Source organism: Yoonia sp. I 8.24, assembly GCF_022096995.1.
Lineage (GTDB): Bacteria > Pseudomonadota > Alphaproteobacteria > Rhodobacterales > Rhodobacteraceae > Yoonia.
Window position 1 is genome coordinate 1 of record NZ_JACXGQ010000010.1, and the last position, 17,004, is coordinate 17,004.

Here is a 17,004-nt window from a genome sequence, read left to right on the forward strand (position 1 = left end):
CTCACAAACAATCACCACCGCGATTCACATAAATCACACCCTCCCGCACCAAAATTCCCAGAAACGCACCCAAAAAAACCAAAAATCCCAGCCAATAGGCCGGGATTATTGATTCTTGGTCCAACTTTCGCGCCCTCAAAGGAATCGCTGTTCCTCTAAGAGATCAGGAAGGTCGTTTTCATAAAGCACAACATCCTGCGCCGTTATGTCTGCGTCGATCTTGGCGCGTGCCTCATAAAAGGACGCCACTTCGATTACATTCACACGGCCGCTATCCAGCCCATCCGCAAAGGCACGAATGCGACTTGGGTTCACTATATATATAGTGTCGCAAAATTCATTGCAGGTTTGTGCGAGCCGCGCGTGCACCGCGTCATGTTCCATCCCAAGTTCCGCGACGCCCGGCGTGACCAAGATAGCACGCCCCCCGCGTTCCTTTGCAAGGTCATGCAATGTGGCGACCGCAGACTTAAAGCCCAGCTCGTTCGCATTATATGCATCATCAAGGACCAGTGGCGCGCCGAGGCTTTCGACTTTTTGGAGGCGGTGCGGGATTTGCGAGACAGTTTTGGTGAAATAGGGCAGATCACCCAGCAACCCCGGATCAACATGTAATGTCAGCACAACAGCCAAAGCCGCGTTCATCACGTTATGATCACCAAGCAGTGGCAATTCAAAACTGACACCGCCATGTGCGCCATCGGCCCAATGCAGACCAATTGTCCAACCACCGCCTGCGGCAGGCTGTGCATTCACGATTACATCAGCGTTTTCGGCGGCGACCGTGATAACCTGTGCACCGTATTTTTCCTTCAGCGCTGCAAACGGCGCGTGGCGCAACACCTCGGCATTGATCACAGCAGTGCCGCCGTTGCCACAAACATAAGCAACCAGTTCCGATTTCGCGCGCGCAATCGCATCAATACTGCCAAAGCGTTCAGTATGCGCATCGCCTACTGCCGTCACGATACCCAGTTTGGGCTGCGCAAAATCGCAGAGTCGGTCAATCGAGCCTTCGCCATATGCCCCCATCTCGGCGATGAAGTATTTATGCGACCATTGCAGACGCCCGCGAATATGACGGGTCAGCCCCAAGACAGTGTTAATACTGCCGCGGCTATAAAAGACGGGTGCAGAGCCTTCGAGGATTTCGGCCAGGATATGTTTCACCGTGGTTTTGCCAAAGCTGCCGGTGATCCCAATCCGCTGCGGATCCATCCGAGCCAGTTTCTCGCGCGCCTCTACTATATACTTGTCATTGATGCGCTGCTGGAAAGGGGTCAGCACTTGGTTCGCGGCGATCAATGCAAATGGGGCCAGCTGAATGGCGACCACCGCAAAAATGATCCAGTAAAAGCTGATTAGAAGCGGCAAGATCAGGAACCCACCCGCAAGCAGGTAAATTCGCCGCGCCCGCTCGGTCATCGCCAGAGGTTTCTTAAAACGATACTGGTTTTCCGACCACGCGATCACCCCCAGCGCGCCAGCCGCGATCAAAAGCACAACGGAGGGGGCATTCAACAGCATCAGTCCAAAGGCGACCAGAATGACCACGCTTGCGCGGACATCATAGAGGCGCACCGTTTGCAGGGCACCCACATAGCGCGCGCCGTCGTATTCCTCTTGCTGGAAATAGGCGAGCAAAGTGCCCAAGCGGACCTTCAGCAAATACCCCAAAGCCCCAAGAAATATCAGTTTCACGAGAATAATCATGTACGGGCCTCGGTCAGGATGTCTTTGATCACGTTAGCGATCTGGTGGCGGCCACGGGTGAGGATCGACAGATGATCAAACGCGGGACACTCTATATAGACGGAATTCGGAATATGCGCATGTAGCACCCGCCCTTCGGCAGGTGGGGTGGCAGTATCCTTACCGCCGTAAATCAGATGGGTTGGGGCGATAATGCGGCCAACCTCATTTGTTTGGTCTTCTTTGACAGTCTGCAAAAAGATGTCACGCATACCAATCTCGCGACTATGTATATAGTCAGCGCTGCCATAAATCTTTTCAAGCGCGATGATCGCGTCTTCGTCACCGGTGACCTGCGCCTTTTTACGCTTGAACTGGGCGCTGCGCCATTGGCCACGCAATTGCTGCCATAGCGGGCGGGGCAGTTTCACCCCTGCCCCGGCGGCAACAACCAATTGCGAAATCGGGCTGTTTGTTTGCGCTGCAAGCCGCAGACCGACCCGCGCACCGAAACTATGACCGACCCAAATACAATGCCGATCACCGATTTTTTCGATCAGCACATCACGCATATAGTCTGCATAATCAAGCGTATCCCATGCATTATCAGGGCGTGGGGTGTCGCCAAAGCCCGGCAGATCAAACAAAATGCAGCGCGCTTGCCCCGCGATCAATTCGGCAACAGGCAGGAAATCTTCATGGGTACGCCCCCAGCCATGGGCAAATACAACAACTGGCCCGTCAGGGTTCCCCAACTCGACGCTTGCGATTGGCTTCATGCGCATTCACCTTTTATCTTCTTGGCACCGGTTGTGTGGTGCTTGCCTGCCCGTGCCCCTACAACTATCACTGAGCCAAATGATATTCTAGGACAGTAGACCGTGACCAAGCTAAATATCGCAGTTGTCTTTGGCGGCCCCACCCAAGAACATGACGTAAGCGTTGTCAGCGCCCAACAGCTGATGGATGCCGCCGATTTACGCAAACTCAACATCATACCCGTCTATCTCGATTTCGAGGGCCGGTTTATGCATGGCGACCGTCTGCGTGACTTAGGCGCGTTTCGGCCACGCCCCGGCGGGTTGAAACAGATCGATTTTGCTTGGGGCGATAATGGCCCCTGCCTGCGCCATATGGATGGCAGCGATTTTCAAAATATCGACTGCGTTCTGCCGGTGTTCCACGGGCCTTACGGCGAAGATGGCCGCATCCAAGGCATGATGGAACTGCTTGGCATTCCTGTCACAGGGTTTAATGCCACAAATTCCGCCATCGCCATGCGCAAAGACGCGACCAAGGCGATTGTGAAAACCGTGGGCGTCAATGTCGTGGACCACGTGGTCGCGAACCACGACACGCTGCAAAACCCCGAAGCGTTCTGCCAAAAAGTCGCCCAAGAGATCGGCTACCCCGCGATTGTGAAACCCGCCAACCTTGGGTCCAGCATTGGCGTTGGGATTGCCACTGACGACGAAACGCTCATCGCGCTTAGTCAGGCCGTGCTGCGCCAAGATGGGTTCGCGCTGGTAGAACCCAAGGTGCAAAACCTTGTGGAATATAACATCGCTCTGACCTACCGCGACGGGCAAATTTATCATTCCGCGATCGAGCGCCCCAAATCATCGGCCGACTTGCTGGACTTTAAAGAAAAATATCTGGCCTCTGGTGACGGCGGCCCGCCTAAAAAAGGCGGCAAGTTGGGCAATGGGCCGGTGCCTTCGCAAGGCATGCTGTCACTGACCCGCGATATTAACCCGGATATTCCAGCGGGGCTGCAAGCACGCATCTATGAATACGCATCCGCCGCGTTTTCGGTTCTAGGGCTGCGCGGCGCACCGCGCATCGATTTCATGGTCGACGATCAAACAGGCGAGCTGTGGTTCAACGAAATTAACCCGATCCCCGGATCATATGGGTTTTTCTTATGGGAAGCCGCCGATCCGCCGTTGTTGTTTTCCGAACTGATCCAACACCTTGTCGAAGAAGCGATCAAAGACAGCTTAAAATCATTCGATGATCCGGTGCCCCAAGGCGCGCATCTACTTCCGCGCTAGATCGAAATAATGAAACCCATCGTGAAAGCTGTCGCCGTCAAAGGTCGACAGTTTTTTGCGGTTTTTGTCGGCGGTGCAAGACACATGCACCCAGCCGTATTCGCCGCAACGCGGATCAAACTTTTCGAGGATAATTTCATCAAAATCCGTATTCTTAGCCAACCAAAATGCCAGTGTATCATTGGCAATCCCACCCATCATGATATCTGCGGCCTCACCATATAGATGTTGCGACTGTGGCAAGCCGCCAATCTCGACATTCAGTTTTGGGCAACGATAGCCGCTGGTCACAAATAGCGGCAGATCAAAATGGGTGATCGCGGGCTGCAAAACCTCTTTGCATAGCCGGGTCAGGTTTGTGATGACGGCGGCATCTTGCGGTAGGTTATTAATCTTCAGTTCAGCCGCAGTATCACTATGACACAGCGTAAACAGATCAATATCTACGCTGAGCATCGGGTTCAGCGGGTTGGTCTTATACATCGCGATTTGTCCTATGGCTTACGCGCAGCATAGCGGGCGGGCCATCGTGGGCAAGTCAGCGTGTGCCAAAGTAATCTTGCTGAATGTTCTGCCAGATTGGGTCATCCAAGATGGTCAGCAATGTGAGATTGATCGGTTCGCGCAGCGCACTATTTGGTGGCAAGGCAACAGCGTAGCGGTTCGGCGCAACGGTCAAAGGGGCTAGCTTCACACCCGTCAAAATCCGATCATTCACCAAATACCGCAAAACCGCATCATCATGCATAAAGGCGTCAATCGCACCTTCGTCAATATCACGCTGCACCTGAGAAAACGCACGCATCGATTTTACGGTGATACCCGCCTCATCGGTCCATGCGGCTGCTTCGCTTTGGCTAATCACCGCAATGCTACGGGTTTCAAGATCGGCAACGGTGTTCAGCTCTGGCTCAAGCGCCTGCAAGGTCAGGCTTGACGTGATAATCGCTGTGAAACTGGAAATAATCGTAACCCCGACAAACATCAGCAGCAGCACGAACAACTGCCCAAACCGGGACCGCAGTTCAAACGGGTTGCCCTGCCCCTGAAACACCAAAAGCGCGGACCATATCAGCGCCCGGTAAAGTCCCGAAAGCGGCCCTTGCGTGAAAAATTCATTGCCGCTGCGTCGCTCCATCCACCAATAGATCAACGCAACAAAGACCATAAAGCCAAGAAGGCCCGCGACAATCATCAAGATATTGGAGTGGAAAATACGCCCAAGAAGAACTGCAAAATTAGCGCCCCTGCTCCGATCAGGCACGATTAACCCAAGCGAGGCTTCGAAATAGGGAAATGCAAAATCAACGATCTGTTCGTGCGCAACGTTCAGCGGCAGATTCGACAGCGCCAAATCCACGTGCCCCGCAGAAGTTGCCAGAACGAGTTCGGCGTTGGTGCCGAATTCCACATAAGAATAATCAGACGGCCCTAACCCCAAGCAACCCGCAATAAGTTCCCAAAAATCAACCGAAAGCCCTTCGGGCGCATCTTTTGATCCCATCACAAATGGCGGCGCAAATTTGGTCCCGATAATCAGCGGCCCATCTGAGACATCCACCGCGACATCCGGGCAATGCTGCTGTGCCACCGCAGGCCCTACGGTGACCATGAACGCGGCGCAAATCGCAAAAATCCATTTCATCTTTGGGCCCATTCTTGTGAAAGCACCATCGGATCAAGCTGCACCTGCGCATCGGCTGGGCTGTCAAACACATAGGTGGGGCCAAGCGCGCAAAGCGTAGATCGCGCTGTGTAGCCCCAAGCCGCGGCAGCCGTGCGGCACCCAGCAGCTTGACCGCACCGAATATCCGCAGAAGCATCGCCAATAAGAATGAAATCCGACATCGTCAGTTGATTATCGCGCGCGAACCGCTGGGCCATTTCGGGGGCCGGTTTAGGCGCCCCCACGCGATCGCTCGCATAGACCGCACAAAAATAGTCGCGAATGTGTAATTGCTCGAGCAGTTCAATAGTGCGCTCGTAATCCTTGCCCGTCGCAATACCCATCAGCAAACCTTTACCGTGCGCCCATGAAAGCAGATCGACCGCGCCATCGTAAAGCCGCACATTGGGGGCTAGTTTACGACTGTGTTTGCGAAACGGCTCGAACATGTCGTGCGAAAGCCCAAGGTTCCGCATAATTTGCGGAAATCCCATACCAAGATAGTTTTGATACTCCGCGAATAACGCCTCATGCGGCATGGTTCGGTTTGGATAAACCTCCTCCAGCGCCGCGAAAAACGCGCGCTTCATCACAGGAAGACTGTTTATCAGCACCCCGTCAAAATCAAAAAGCAGGGCTTTCAAATGCATCGGTGGGATCGGGTCAAGCGCGCTCATTCACTGTCTCCATCTTGTACGACATAAAGTTGGGCAACGACGGGCACAAAGCTTCCAATTTCACGGCTAAATGCCTCGTAAATTGCGGGCAGTATCAAACCGCGCTTGCGAACCAGGCTTTGGTTCATTCCAATCAAGAATTGCTGGGCGTCGCGTTGCGGCCGCGCTGTTGCGCCATTCAAAGCCGCCAAAGCAAGCTCCATCGCGACCTCTCCTTGTTCTGATCCCGCGATTGCCACGGTCATCATGCCGCCATCCGCCACAAATCGGGTGTTCACCCCTAACACCGGCAAATTCGCATGCAATTCGGTCCATGCGATCAGATCTTCTGCTGCGACTGGCTGACCATTCGCGTCCGACACGTTTTGATAGTTCGCGATCAACAGCATTAGATCACGCTCATTTGCCAGTGCGACAGCATCCTCCCATTCTGCAATACTGGCAGCATTGACTGGCGGCTCAGCGACGAAGGGCGACCAATCTTCCGCCCGGTAATTTTGATTTTCTGTGATCGCCGTCGGGGAGGCGTCGTTAAGCATCATGATTCCCGCCACATCGCCCGGATATGCCTGTTCAAGCGAGATAAGCGTTTCGATCAAAGCGGCGTAATTTTTACGTTCAAAAATGCCCGATACATTGCTTGCCTGATCGTAACCGTAATGCGCAACGCTGCCGTTGACCCCCGCAAAAACAAGCTCGGGCAGTGGCGTGTCGCCCGGATCATCAAGCCCAAAGAAATCGAGTGCTGGCGTGGCACAGCGCCCGCCGGAAATCCAATCGTTCAAGTCTTGAGCCAAGGCGTAACGGTCCGCGGTTTCGTCCAGCATTAGCTGGTTAAATCCAACGAGGGCCTGCGCAAGATCATCAACCAAAATGATGACTTCTGGCTTCCAATCATCTAGCGTAAACCGCACTTCGGCCGCTGCGTTTTTATAGAAATTGCAATCCGGGTGATTGCGCAAATTCATATAGTGGGTGCGCACGTTAAGCCGCGGGCCATCCGATGCTTGGGCGGCCCCAATGGCACGGCGAATGCCACCATCCACATCGTTCACCCATGCAAGGTCGTTGTTATAGGAATGCACGACCAATATTTTGGCCTGCTCACTGTTTTGCGTCAGCACGAGCCGCCCAACCACAACCAGTAGGGCTGCAATCACGACGTATTTTGCAACGGCGAAGAATTGTTTCATCGGGGCCTCTAGATCAGGTTCAGCGCTTTCCAAAATGGAATGCTTAGGAAAACTGCTCCGCAACGGAGCAGGTAAAAGAAAATATTGAAGATAATGAGCGACGACATCCGATACGCGGTGCGCTCGGCGTCAAGCGTCGTCACATTTTGCGAAAAAACGCCGTGCTGATAAGGCCAAATGAACCCTTCGGACACGGTAAGAATCGTAAAGCCAAGCACCCAAGGGGATATCCCTATGGTTTCCGCAAACGGCAGCAAGGCGCTGGCAAGAATGATAAAGGCAGGTGCGCCCGGTACGGCAAGCCGGATCACAAAAACACCCGCCATTGTAATCGCAAATCCGAGGTAAAGATTACGCTCAAAAATGGGAACGAGAATTGGCATTTGGTCAGCCAACCATTGGCTAAGCCCAAGGTGATCTAACATCGGCCCCCAGGCGACAACCGTGGCGACAAAAATCAGGGTGGGCCAGTCAAACCGGCTCCGCAGGTTTGCCAAAGTAAGCCCCGAGAAAAAGAACACAGCCATTGCAAGTGACAGCACAATCCATTCAAGCGGGACCTGATGGATAGGGCGTGTCAGGATCGCAACCAGCAAAAATGCATAGAGCCCAAGTGTTGCCCAATCTCTCATCGGGTTCGCCTGTACGTCGATTGCGGCATCGGCCGCTTGCGCGCCTGTACCGGCCCCACGTTTGACAGCAAAGACAAACAGCGCAGCCGCAAAGCCAACCGCGATCACCAATCCTGCGACGCTCGCCGCTTGCAGCCAGCCTAACCATTGATACCGATTACTGGTCTGGTCATCGAGCATGCCAAGCAGCACAAAGTTTAGCGGATTCCCGGTCAGGATGATGGTCGAAAGCAGCGTCGCGCCATGGATATGCGCCAACGCGAGAAAGCTATTGTTCCCCGCACGGTTGGCACGAAAAAACCGATGCACGAGCGGCTGCACCATGCTTGCCCGCCCAAGCGGTGACGGCACCACGAGTGTGAGCAAAACTCCTGATGCAACAACAGCCAACAGCCGGGTCGGAAACGACGCGTTTTTGCGCACCAACACCGCTTCTAACTTGTTCAACCACGAGGTTTCGGCAAGCAGCGCCGCCAGCACAAATATGCCAAAGATCAGAAAAAAGACCTGCGAATAGAAACCGCTAAACGCGATTTCGCGCGGCACGATCCCAAGCAGCACCACGATCAATAGTAAGGCAAGCCCGGGCACAAAATCCGGCGTCAATCGGAATATCCACATGACAATTGCCGCAAGCGCAAAGCACAGGAATTCTGTCTGATGCAGAGGCAAAACATGCGCGAGCTGCAAATAGAGCAACCATGGAAGCAGACCAACAAGGCTCCATGCGACAAAGTCGCGAAAGGCATAGCTGGTAGACTGCATCCCCAAGGAATGATTGGTGTCCGACACTGTAAAATCCCGATAAATTATGCCCAAACGATAGTTCGGGCATACGTAATATCAAGAACTGAATTTCACGTTAAACGTGTCCAAACGCACTTTCGCGGCTTCCTTTACGTGCTCAGCTAGCTCTGCAAATTGCGCCGCAAGCGGGTTCGTTTTACGCCAGATCATGCCAACAGTGCGGGACGGCTCGGGGGTCTGGAAACGGCTGATACACACTGGGGCGGCTCGGGTTTCGACGGGGATTGCCATCTCGGGGATCAGTGTCACGCCAATGCCCGCACCAACCATTTGCACCAATGTCGACAGGGAACTCCCATCTAAGCCGTCGCGCGGGACGGAGGTTTGGAAATTGCAGAACGACAACGCTTGGTCGCGAAAGCAATGCCCCTCTTCGAGTAGCAACAACCGCATCAGACGCAGCGCTTCGACATCTGGACAAGGACGACCATCTTGTGATTCGTGGCGCACCAAAACCAAGCGCTCATCGAGCAGTGGAATTTCTGTCATCCAAGGCTCAGAAACCGGCAAGGCAACAATTGCGGTGTCGATCCGCCCCTCTGCGAGCTCTTCAATCAGGCGCGGCGTCACTGTTTCGCGGATTTGTACGTCAAGATTCGGGTAGGTTTTGTCCAACCGCGCGATCAGTTGCGGCAAAAGATACGGAGCAATTGTGGGAATCACCCCGATACGCAAACGACCGCTCAGCTCTCCTTGTGCCGCGCGCGCCATTTCGCCCAATTCGTCAACCGATTGCAGAATCGCGCGTGCGCGCCCTGCAAAATCTTGACCAAACTGCGTAAGCTGCACGTGCCGCGAGCTACGCTCAAACAGTGCCGTACCTAAGCTTTCTTCAAGATCTTTAATTTGCACGGATAGCGCGGGCTGTGAAATTGCGCATGCCTCGGCCGCGCGGCCAAAATGGGCGTGACGCGCCAAGGCCTCGAAATAGCGCAATTGTTTAAGCGTGAGATTATTCATAACTTTAAATTATCACTTCAATTAAAAAATGCAACTTAAACTAATTCTAAAACCATGCTAACCTACCCTTAACAGCGTCGATTCATCGACGCCGTAACCAGCTAAATCTAAAGGCTCAGCCAGAATCGGAGAAGAACATGGACGGAGACAACGTCGGGAAATGCCCAGTTGCGCATGGTGGCGCAGCCCACACAACGGTTTCAGGTCGCGCAAGCCGTGAATGGTGGCCGAACCAGCTAAATCTACGCATTTTGCACCAAAACACACCAGCGGCTGATCCAATGGGCGCTGATTTCGACTATGCTGAAGCATTCAAAGCGCTTGATCTGGATGCGATCAAGGCCGATCTGACGGCGTTGATGACAGATAGCCAAGACTGGTGGCCTGCCGACTATGGCCACTATGGCCCACTCTTTATCCGCATGGCCTGGCACAGTGCTGGGACTTACCGGAATGCAGACGGTCGTGGTGGGGCGCGCACAGGGACACAGCGCTTCGCGCCGCTCAATAGCTGGCCTGACAACGGTAACCTCGATAAGGCACGCCGCCTGCTTTGGCCCGTCAAACAAAAATACGGCAACAACATCTCTTGGGCGGATTTAATGATCCTTGCCGGTAACGTAGCGCTCGAATCTATGGGTTTTGAAACCTTCGGATTTGCGGGCGGCCGCGCTGACGTCTGGGAGCCTGAAGAAGATATTTATTGGGGCGCAGAAACCGAATGGTTGGCGACATCTGACAAAGAAGGCAGCCGCTATTCTGGCGATCGCGAAATGGAAAACCCACTGGCCGCCGTGCAAATGGGTCTGATCTACGTGAACCCCGAAGGGCCAGACGGCAACCCTGATCCGCTTGCCTCTGGCTTCGACATCCGTGACACGTTTACCCGGATGGCGATGAACGATGAAGAAACCGTCGCGCTTGTTGCTGGCGGTCATACGTTTGGAAAGTGCCATGGCGCTGGTGACCCCGCGCTTGTTGGCGCAGAACCAGAAGCGGCCCCGATGGAAGCGATGGGCCTTGGGTGGGCCAACAGCTTCGAGGATGGCAAAGGCGTTCACACAACAACCAGTGGCGTCGAAGGAGCATGGACCCCAACGCCGATCACGTGGGACATGAGCTATCTTGAAACATTGCTGAACAACGAATGGGAACTGACCAAAAGCCCTGCCGGTGCACACCAGTGGAAGCCTGCAAATGGCGCCATGTCAGACGCCGTGCCCGATGCACATGACGGATCTACACATGCGCCAATGATGACGACTGCCGATATGGCGTTGAAACTTGACCCAATCTACGCACCGATCTCACAGCGGTTCTTGGACAATCCGGCCGAATTCGCAGATGCGTTTGCACGTGCTTGGTTCAAGCTGACACATCGTGACATGGGTCCAAAGTCACTTTACTTGGGTAACGAAGCCCCTGCCGAAGACCTGCTGTGGCAAGATCCGATCCCTACGGTTGACCACGATTTAGTTGATGCTGCGGATATCGCATCTTTGAAAGCCGCAATCTTGGACACTGGTCTGAGCATCTCAGAGCTTGTTTCAACGGCTTGGGCCTCTGCCTCTTCGTTCCGTGGATCAGATAACCGTGGTGGTGCAAACGGCGCACGCATCCGTTTGGCCCCGGCCAAAGACTGGGCGGTCAATGAGCCTGCACAATTGGCAAAGGTTTTGACAGCACTGGAAGGCGTCCAAACCGCGTTCAACGCTCAGTCAGGCAGCAAAAAGGTCTCAATCGCTGATTTGATTGTTCTGGGTGGCAGCGCTGCCGTTGAGCAAGCCGCAAAAAATGCAGGCCATGATATCGAGGTGCCGTTTACCCCCGGTCGCATGGACGCATCACAAGACGATACCGATGTCGAAAGCTACGCCGTTCTGGAACCTGAAACAGATGGTTTCCGGAACTTCCACCCAAAAGATTTCAACGTCCCAGCCGAGAAACTTCTGGTCGACCGCGCGCAGCTTTTGACCCTTTCAGCCCCAGAAATGACTGTTCTGGTCGGTGGGTTGCGCGTGCTAGGTGCCAATACCGGCGGCAGCAAGCACGGTGTGTTTGGTGATACGGCTGACACGCTAACCAACGCGTTCTTCACAGGTATGCTTGACGCGAGCATCGAGTGGAAACCCGTTGCAGGCGAAAACAATCTGTATGAGGCCATCGACCGCGCCACAGGTCAGGTCGCAGCCACAGGGACACGTGCCGATCTGGTCTTCGGGTCAAACTCACAGCTGCGCGCAATTGCAGAAGTCTTTGCACAAGACGACGCAAGCGCACGTTTCGTAGGCAGCTTTGTCGCGGCGTGGGTCAAAGTGATGGAACTGGATCGCTTCGATCTGAAATAGGTTGCAGGACACTACAGAAAAGGGGCGCGACCATCACTGGCCGCGCCCCTTTTTTGTTATCACGATGCGGCGCCAAATAGTATTGACCGAGCCCCAAGTATCACATCGCCCAAATGGCCGTCCATCTTAGCTCGCGCCTATGTCGGCTGTGCGGAAAAACGTACTGGAGTTCGCCAGTAATCGAGTTCCACAACCTTTGTCATAGAGGTAGAGTGTAACCTTGCCGGTTTTGGCCTCTGCCCACATTATGGCCTCGTGGAGAGAAATGTTCTCTTTCGCATCATAAGCTGGTGCATTTTCATTTTCTTCATAAAAGATATCGGTGTCTTGGCAACTATTGTCATGTGCTACATCTTCGATGATAGCATTGATTTCTTTCCATCTATAAGGACGCTTCCGCTTGTCCACGATATTCCAAATCATCTACGGCCTCTCTTTTACCCAAGTTGCAAGACATAGATACTTTGAGGCTTGGGTCGGCGAATAACCCTAATGGTCAAAATCATCAGGCGTCCGACGAACCTCACCTCATTCACCAAGTATCAATGGTCCATTCCCAACAAACCGCTTTGCACGCCGTTCGCCGAGCATCAGCATTGCCGGGGTCACCAATAGCGTTAGCAGTGTCGCGAAAACCAAACCGCCCGCGATTGCGCTTGATAGTTCGGTCCACCATTGGCTAGACGGTGCGCCATAGACGATTTCGCGGGTGAAAAAGTTGATGTTCAACCCGATTACCATCGGCATAAGCCCAAGCGCCGTTGTGACAGAGGTCAACACAACCGGACGCAAACGCTGCGCACCCGTGCGCAGGGCCGCTTCGAGCGATGACAAGCCGTCGCGCTTGAATTCGTTAAAGGCATCGATCAGCACGATGTTGTTGTTCACAACGATCCCGGCAAGCGCAATCACACCGATCCCGCCCATAACAACGCCAAACGGACGCCCCGTCACCATCAGACCAACCAAGACGCCAGCGATGGAAAAGATGATCGCGGACATCACGATGAACGCCTGCCAATAGCTGTTGAATTGCGTCAGCAAGATCACAAACATCAGCCCAATCGCGGCTACAAACGCGCCCATCAAAAAGATCATCGATGATGCTTGATCCTCGGCTTCGCCGCCAAATTTGACCTCAATCCCAGCAGGAACGCCCAAGCTCGGTAATGCTTCTTCAAGCGCAACTGTCTGATCATTGGCAAGCACGCCCGGTGCGACATCCGCAGAGATCGTTACAACGCGTTCTTGGTCGATGCGTGTGATGATCCCGCTGCGCGGCGCTGGAATGAACGACACAAAATTCGAGATTGGCACAAGCCCTGATGCCGTCGGCACGCGCAGTGATTCCAATTCGGCCAATGTCCGGTCAACGGCAGGAAAACGCACAACGATATCGACTTCTTCATCGGTGTCATCAGGACGATAATCCGCGACCGTAATCCCACGCGTCAGAAGCTGTACCGCTTGCCCAAGCAAGGCAACATCGGCGCCACTGCGCGCCGCCTCAGAGCGGTCCACGCTGATTTGCCATTCCACGCCGGGGCTGGGGCGGCTGTCGACCACGTCGATAAACCCGCCCATACGTTCCATCTCATTCAAGATGATTTGCACCGCAGCCTCTTGATCGGCCACGTTGCGACCGCGCACCTCAAGGTTAATTGGCTTGCCGCCGCCCGGGCCACCGGAATCGGTTTGCACCTGAATATCGATGCCTGGAATTTGTGCCATATCAGCGCGAATATCTTCGGCAATGAGCGCAACAGGGCGACGCGTGTCCCATTCTTGCAGCTCAAGCTGGATCGACCCGATCACATCGCCCGTGCTGCTAGACGAACCAGACCGCGCATAGATGCTGGCGACTTCGTCATAAGTCTCAAGCTTGTCTTCGACCTGACGCACCAATGCGTCTTGTTCGTAGACCGAAAAATTGTCTTTCGCGCGCACTTCGACTTGGGCGTAATCCGGTTCAACCGACGGGAAGAACGTCAAGCCGTTGCCAAAGGTGCCATAAGCGACAAACGATCCGACCAGCGCCATAATTGCAAAGCTGAGCGTGACCCACGGGCGCAGCAGCGACCATTCAAGAACACGGACATAGCCCCCCATAAAGCCAGTCATATCGCGTGGATCACCACGTTCCGCCGCATACATCTGTGCTTTGGCTTTCTTAGATTGGGGTTGGCGTTTGCCAATCAGGCCTCCCATCACAGGGATAAACACCAGCGCCATAAACAGCGATGCCGCCAATGTGGCAATCACGGTAATCGGCAGGAATTTCATGAATTGGCCGACAATATCTTGCCAAAACAACAGGGGTAAAAACACACATAGCGTTGTTGCGGTCGATGCAATGATCGGCCAGGCCATCCGCTTGGCTGCCTGCGCATAGGCCGATTTAGGGGATTGCCCTTCGTGCAGGTATCGATCAGCCAGTTCAACAGTCACAATCGCACCATCCACCAGCATCCCCACCACGAGGATGAGCGAGAAGAGCACAACGATGTTCATCGTGTAGCCCATCAAAAACAATGCCGCGACGCCGGTCAAGAACGCGCCGGGGATTGCAAGCCCGACCAAGATCGACGACCGAAACCCAAGCGCATAAACCACGACAACCATCACAAGGAAAATCGCCGCGATCACGTTGGCTTCGAGATCCGACAACATCGAAACCACTGTTTCGCTTTCATCCAGCGTATAGCGGATTTGCACGCTTTCAGGCCATGCTTCGGCGGACTTGGTGACAACCTCGCGCACGGCGGCCACGGTTTCAATAATATTCGCGCCGGACCGTTTCTTGATCTCAAGCGCAAGCGCGGGCTGGCCGTTGATGCGCGCAAATCCGGTTGGGTCCACAAATGTACGACGGATTGTGGCGACGTCAGCAAAGGTCACAACCGTCTGGTCGCGCACCATCACTGGTAGTTCCATTACGTCTTCAAGGTCTTCAATCAACCCCGGGACCTTCAACACCAACCGCCCTGCTTCGCTTTCGATGGCGCCTGCGGCAATCAACTGGTTGTTGCGGGTGATCGAACTGATCAATTCATCAAAGGACAGGTTGTAGGTCTCAAAAACCGTAGGATCGATGAGAACTTCTAGCAACTCTGTACGTTTGCCACCCACGTCTACCTCAAGCACGCCGCCCAGCGCTTCGATATCGTCTTTGAGGTCTTCGGCGATGGTGTTGAGCGTGCGTTCGGGCACTGGACCGGACAGGATCACCGTCAAAATCGGAAACAGCGCGGTGTTGATTTCGGTCACCGTGACGTTCGCGTCTTGAGGCAGTTCGTTTTCGGCTTTGTCAGCGGCCTCGCGCACCTTGTCCAAAGCGTCGTCAGAATCAAAGCCCGCTTCGAATTCAAGCTGAACACTTGCATGGCCTTCGCTTGCGGTCCCAGTCATGGACTTCAAGCCCGTCAGCGAAGCGAACTCGACTTCCATCGGGCCAACAAGAACGTCTTCTGAATCCTCAGGCGAAATCCCGTCGAGGCTGGTCGAAACATAGACGACGGGGATCGGGATCTCTGGGTTACTTTCCTTAGGGATTCCCACATAGGACGCGGCCCCTACGATCAGCAGGAATACGAGGATCAGTTGAACGACTTTGCTGCGTTTGAACGCCGCATCGATGAGCGCGTTCATTGTGACGCATCCGCGGATTGTGCCGCAACAGGCGGCTGCGGGTTCACCCTGTCACCTGCCGTCACAAAACCCTGCCCGACAGAAATGATGTCGGCCGCTTCTGGCAAGCCTGTCACCCAAATGCCATCGGGTTGCGCCCGGACGATCGTTACGGGGCTAAAGGCCACAATATTGCCTTCGGCCACGGTCTTTACACCAAGATCACCGCTGGTGCCCAACGACAAAATCGCCGGTGAAATAAAGTGACCACGCGCCTGCCCGGTTGGAATTTCGATCCGTGCGCTCAACCCAGCAGGCATTTCGCTATTTGGGTTATCTACTGTTACCTCAACACGGAATGTGCGCGTCTGCGCATCAGCGTTACTGCCGATGAAGCCAATGACACCCGTGCGCTCTTCGCCAGTGATGAAAGACACCCGCGCGGCGTCACCTTTGTTCAATCGCGACAGCGCTTGCTGCGGGACCTGCACAACAACGGTCAACGGGTCGTTATCGAGAACTTCGGCCACGGTATCGCCATTGTTCACAAATTCGCCCTCGTCCAAGGTCATATCGTTCAAACGGCCTGCAAATGGCGCGGTGATAATTGTGTTATCAAGCTGTTCGACCGCTGCAGTGACCGCAGCTTCTGCTGCGGCCTCGGCAGCGCGCGCGGCAGAAACGCGGTCTTCGGTGGCAAGACCGCGATCTTGTAGCGCGACAGCATTATCATAGTCGCGCGTGGCTTGGGCTAATTGCGTTTGCGCCTGTAAGACCTGCGCCTCAATTGTTTCGGCATCGATGCGGCCAATTTCTTGGCCCGCAGTCACCAGATCACCGCGTTCGACAAGCACCGACATGATTTGGCCGTCTGCCTTCGCGCGGATTTGGGTGGACCTATCTGGCGTTGATTGCCCTTCAGCGGTGAGCACCAACTGTACATCTTGCGCAGCAGACGGAATTACGGCCACGGTCACAAGGCTCGGCGCTGCGTCTTCGACGGTTTCTTCTTCTGAGGTCTCTGGCGCGAATTGACCGCTGCCCATCCAACCGACCATCGCGAGCCCCATCGCAATGGCAACCCATTTCGAACGCCCGGCTCCCTTATCGCCATCAAACCGTAGTTTCCCCGTCAAATCCGGCGCACCATCTTGTGACATGTTGTATTCCTTTTGGTCCAATAGTGGTTTCGGTGGCCATCGCGGCGCGCGTAATTTTGTCTTAATTAGGGGCACGCGTCCGTTGTTACCAGTACGTCCCCCTAGAAAAACCTACGTATTTTTGCATATCATCTATACGCAATTCGTAGATTGTGTCCCTAAGGGGCACGTATTTCGCGTAAACGCCT

General features: G+C 54.3%; 13 protein-coding genes. 2 read left to right on the forward strand and 11 right to left on the reverse strand.

Annotation, left to right across the window (positions count from 1 at the left end; translation table 11 throughout):
* Positions 1-135 precede the first annotated feature (135 nt).
* Entirely contained in the window at positions 136-1,701 is a 1,566-nt protein-coding gene (locus Yoon_RS16265; protein WP_238113652.1) for a UDP-N-acetylmuramoyl-tripeptide--D-alanyl-D-alanine ligase, read from the reverse strand.
* A gap of 8 nt (positions 1,702-1,709) precedes the next feature.
* Positions 1,710-2,471: an alpha/beta fold hydrolase gene (locus Yoon_RS16270; protein ID WP_238113654.1), complete on the reverse strand. Its 762-nt coding sequence runs from the start codon at positions 2,469-2,471 to the stop codon at positions 1,710-1,712.
* Positions 2,472-2,573: 102 nt separating this feature from the next.
* Between Yoon_RS16270 and Yoon_RS16275 the strand changes: the two genes are divergently transcribed.
* A complete protein-coding gene (locus Yoon_RS16275) occupies positions 2,574-3,746 on the forward strand; it encodes a hypothetical protein (protein ID WP_238113656.1) in 1,173 nt (390 codons plus the stop codon).
* On the opposite strand, the gene Yoon_RS16280 is transcribed toward Yoon_RS16275, so the two are convergent.
* The 6 genes from Yoon_RS16280 to Yoon_RS16305 are packed head-to-tail and all read right to left on the reverse strand — an operon-like array spanning position 3,732 to position 9,681.
* Positions 3,732-4,229, reverse strand: a complete 498-nt coding sequence (locus Yoon_RS16280; RefSeq protein ID WP_238113657.1) for a D-Ala-D-Ala carboxypeptidase family metallohydrolase — start codon at positions 4,227-4,229, stop codon at positions 3,732-3,734. The genes Yoon_RS16275 and Yoon_RS16280 overlap by 15 nt on opposite strands.
* 55 nt (positions 4,230-4,284) lie before the next feature.
* Positions 4,285-5,391, reverse strand: coding sequence for a transporter substrate-binding domain-containing protein (locus tag Yoon_RS16285; RefSeq protein WP_238113658.1), 1,107 nt, complete (start codon positions 5,389-5,391; stop codon positions 4,285-4,287).
* Positions 5,388-6,089: an HAD family hydrolase gene (locus Yoon_RS16290; RefSeq protein ID WP_238113659.1), complete on the reverse strand. Its 702-nt coding sequence runs from the start codon at positions 6,087-6,089 to the stop codon at positions 5,388-5,390. Before Yoon_RS16290 ends, Yoon_RS16285 begins: the two co-directional genes overlap by 4 nt.
* Positions 6,086-7,282, reverse strand: coding sequence for a hypothetical protein (locus Yoon_RS16295; RefSeq protein ID WP_238113660.1), 1,197 nt, complete (start codon positions 7,280-7,282; stop codon positions 6,086-6,088). The genes Yoon_RS16290 and Yoon_RS16295 overlap by 4 nt, the downstream gene beginning before the upstream one ends.
* A gap of 8 nt (positions 7,283-7,290) precedes the next feature.
* On the reverse strand, positions 7,291-8,706 hold the full coding sequence (locus tag Yoon_RS16300; RefSeq protein WP_238113661.1) for an SLC13 family permease: 1,416 nt from the start codon (positions 8,704-8,706) through the stop codon (positions 7,291-7,293).
* Between the two features lie 51 nt (positions 8,707-8,757).
* Positions 8,758-9,681: a LysR substrate-binding domain-containing protein gene (locus tag Yoon_RS16305; protein WP_238113662.1), complete on the reverse strand. Its 924-nt coding sequence runs from the start codon at positions 9,679-9,681 to the stop codon at positions 8,758-8,760.
* 137 nt (positions 9,682-9,818) lie between these two features.
* Here Yoon_RS16305 and katG point away from each other — a divergent pair, with 137 nt between their 5' ends.
* Positions 9,819-12,029 carry a catalase/peroxidase HPI gene (gene katG / locus Yoon_RS16310; RefSeq protein WP_238113664.1) on the forward strand — a complete coding sequence of 737 codons (2,211 nt, stop codon included), beginning with the start codon at positions 9,819-9,821 and terminating at the stop codon, positions 12,027-12,029.
* Between the two features lie 126 nt (positions 12,030-12,155).
* Here the strand turns inward: katG and Yoon_RS16315 are convergent, their stop codons facing one another.
* From Yoon_RS16315 to Yoon_RS16325, 3 genes are all read right to left on the reverse strand, one after another.
* Positions 12,156-12,452, reverse strand: a complete 297-nt coding sequence (locus tag Yoon_RS16315) for a hypothetical protein (RefSeq protein ID WP_238113666.1) — start codon at positions 12,450-12,452, stop codon at positions 12,156-12,158.
* A gap of 105 nt (positions 12,453-12,557) precedes the next feature.
* A complete protein-coding gene (locus Yoon_RS16320; RefSeq protein WP_238113668.1) occupies positions 12,558-15,677 on the reverse strand; it encodes an efflux RND transporter permease subunit in 3,120 nt (1,039 codons plus the stop codon).
* On the reverse strand, positions 15,674-16,816 hold the full coding sequence (locus Yoon_RS16325; RefSeq protein ID WP_238113669.1) for an efflux RND transporter periplasmic adaptor subunit: 1,143 nt from the start codon (positions 16,814-16,816) through the stop codon (positions 15,674-15,676). Before Yoon_RS16325 ends, Yoon_RS16320 begins: the two co-directional genes overlap by 4 nt.
* Positions 16,817-17,004 lie beyond the last annotated feature (188 nt).

Excerpts from the sequence above, each read along its gene's own strand:
- Yoon_RS16305 (WP_238113662.1), bottom strand. The coding sequence starts at position 9,681 with ATGAATAATCTCACGCTTAAACAATTGCGCTATTTCGAGGCCTTGGCG.
- Yoon_RS16280 (WP_238113657.1), bottom strand. The coding sequence starts at position 4,229 with ATGTATAAGACCAACCCGCTGAACCCGATGCTCAGCGTAGATATTGAT.
- Yoon_RS16325 (WP_238113669.1), bottom strand. The coding sequence starts at position 16,816 with ATGTCACAAGATGGTGCGCCGGATTTGACGGGGAAACTACGGTTTGAT.
- Yoon_RS16315 (WP_238113666.1), bottom strand. The coding sequence starts at position 12,452 with ATGATTTGGAATATCGTGGACAAGCGGAAGCGTCCTTATAGATGGAAA.
- Yoon_RS16320 (WP_238113668.1), bottom strand. The coding sequence starts at position 15,677 with ATGAACGCGCTCATCGATGCGGCGTTCAAACGCAGCAAAGTCGTTCAA.
- katG (WP_238113664.1), top strand. The coding sequence starts at position 9,819 with ATGGACGGAGACAACGTCGGGAAATGCCCAGTTGCGCATGGTGGCGCA.
- Yoon_RS16285 (WP_238113658.1), bottom strand. The coding sequence starts at position 5,391 with ATGAAATGGATTTTTGCGATTTGCGCCGCGTTCATGGTCACCGTAGGG.
- Yoon_RS16290 (WP_238113659.1), bottom strand. The coding sequence starts at position 6,089 with ATGAGCGCGCTTGACCCGATCCCACCGATGCATTTGAAAGCCCTGCTT.
- Yoon_RS16295 (WP_238113660.1), bottom strand. The coding sequence starts at position 7,282 with ATGAAACAATTCTTCGCCGTTGCAAAATACGTCGTGATTGCAGCCCTA.
- Yoon_RS16270 (WP_238113654.1), bottom strand. The coding sequence starts at position 2,471 with ATGAAGCCAATCGCAAGCGTCGAGTTGGGGAACCCTGACGGGCCAGTT.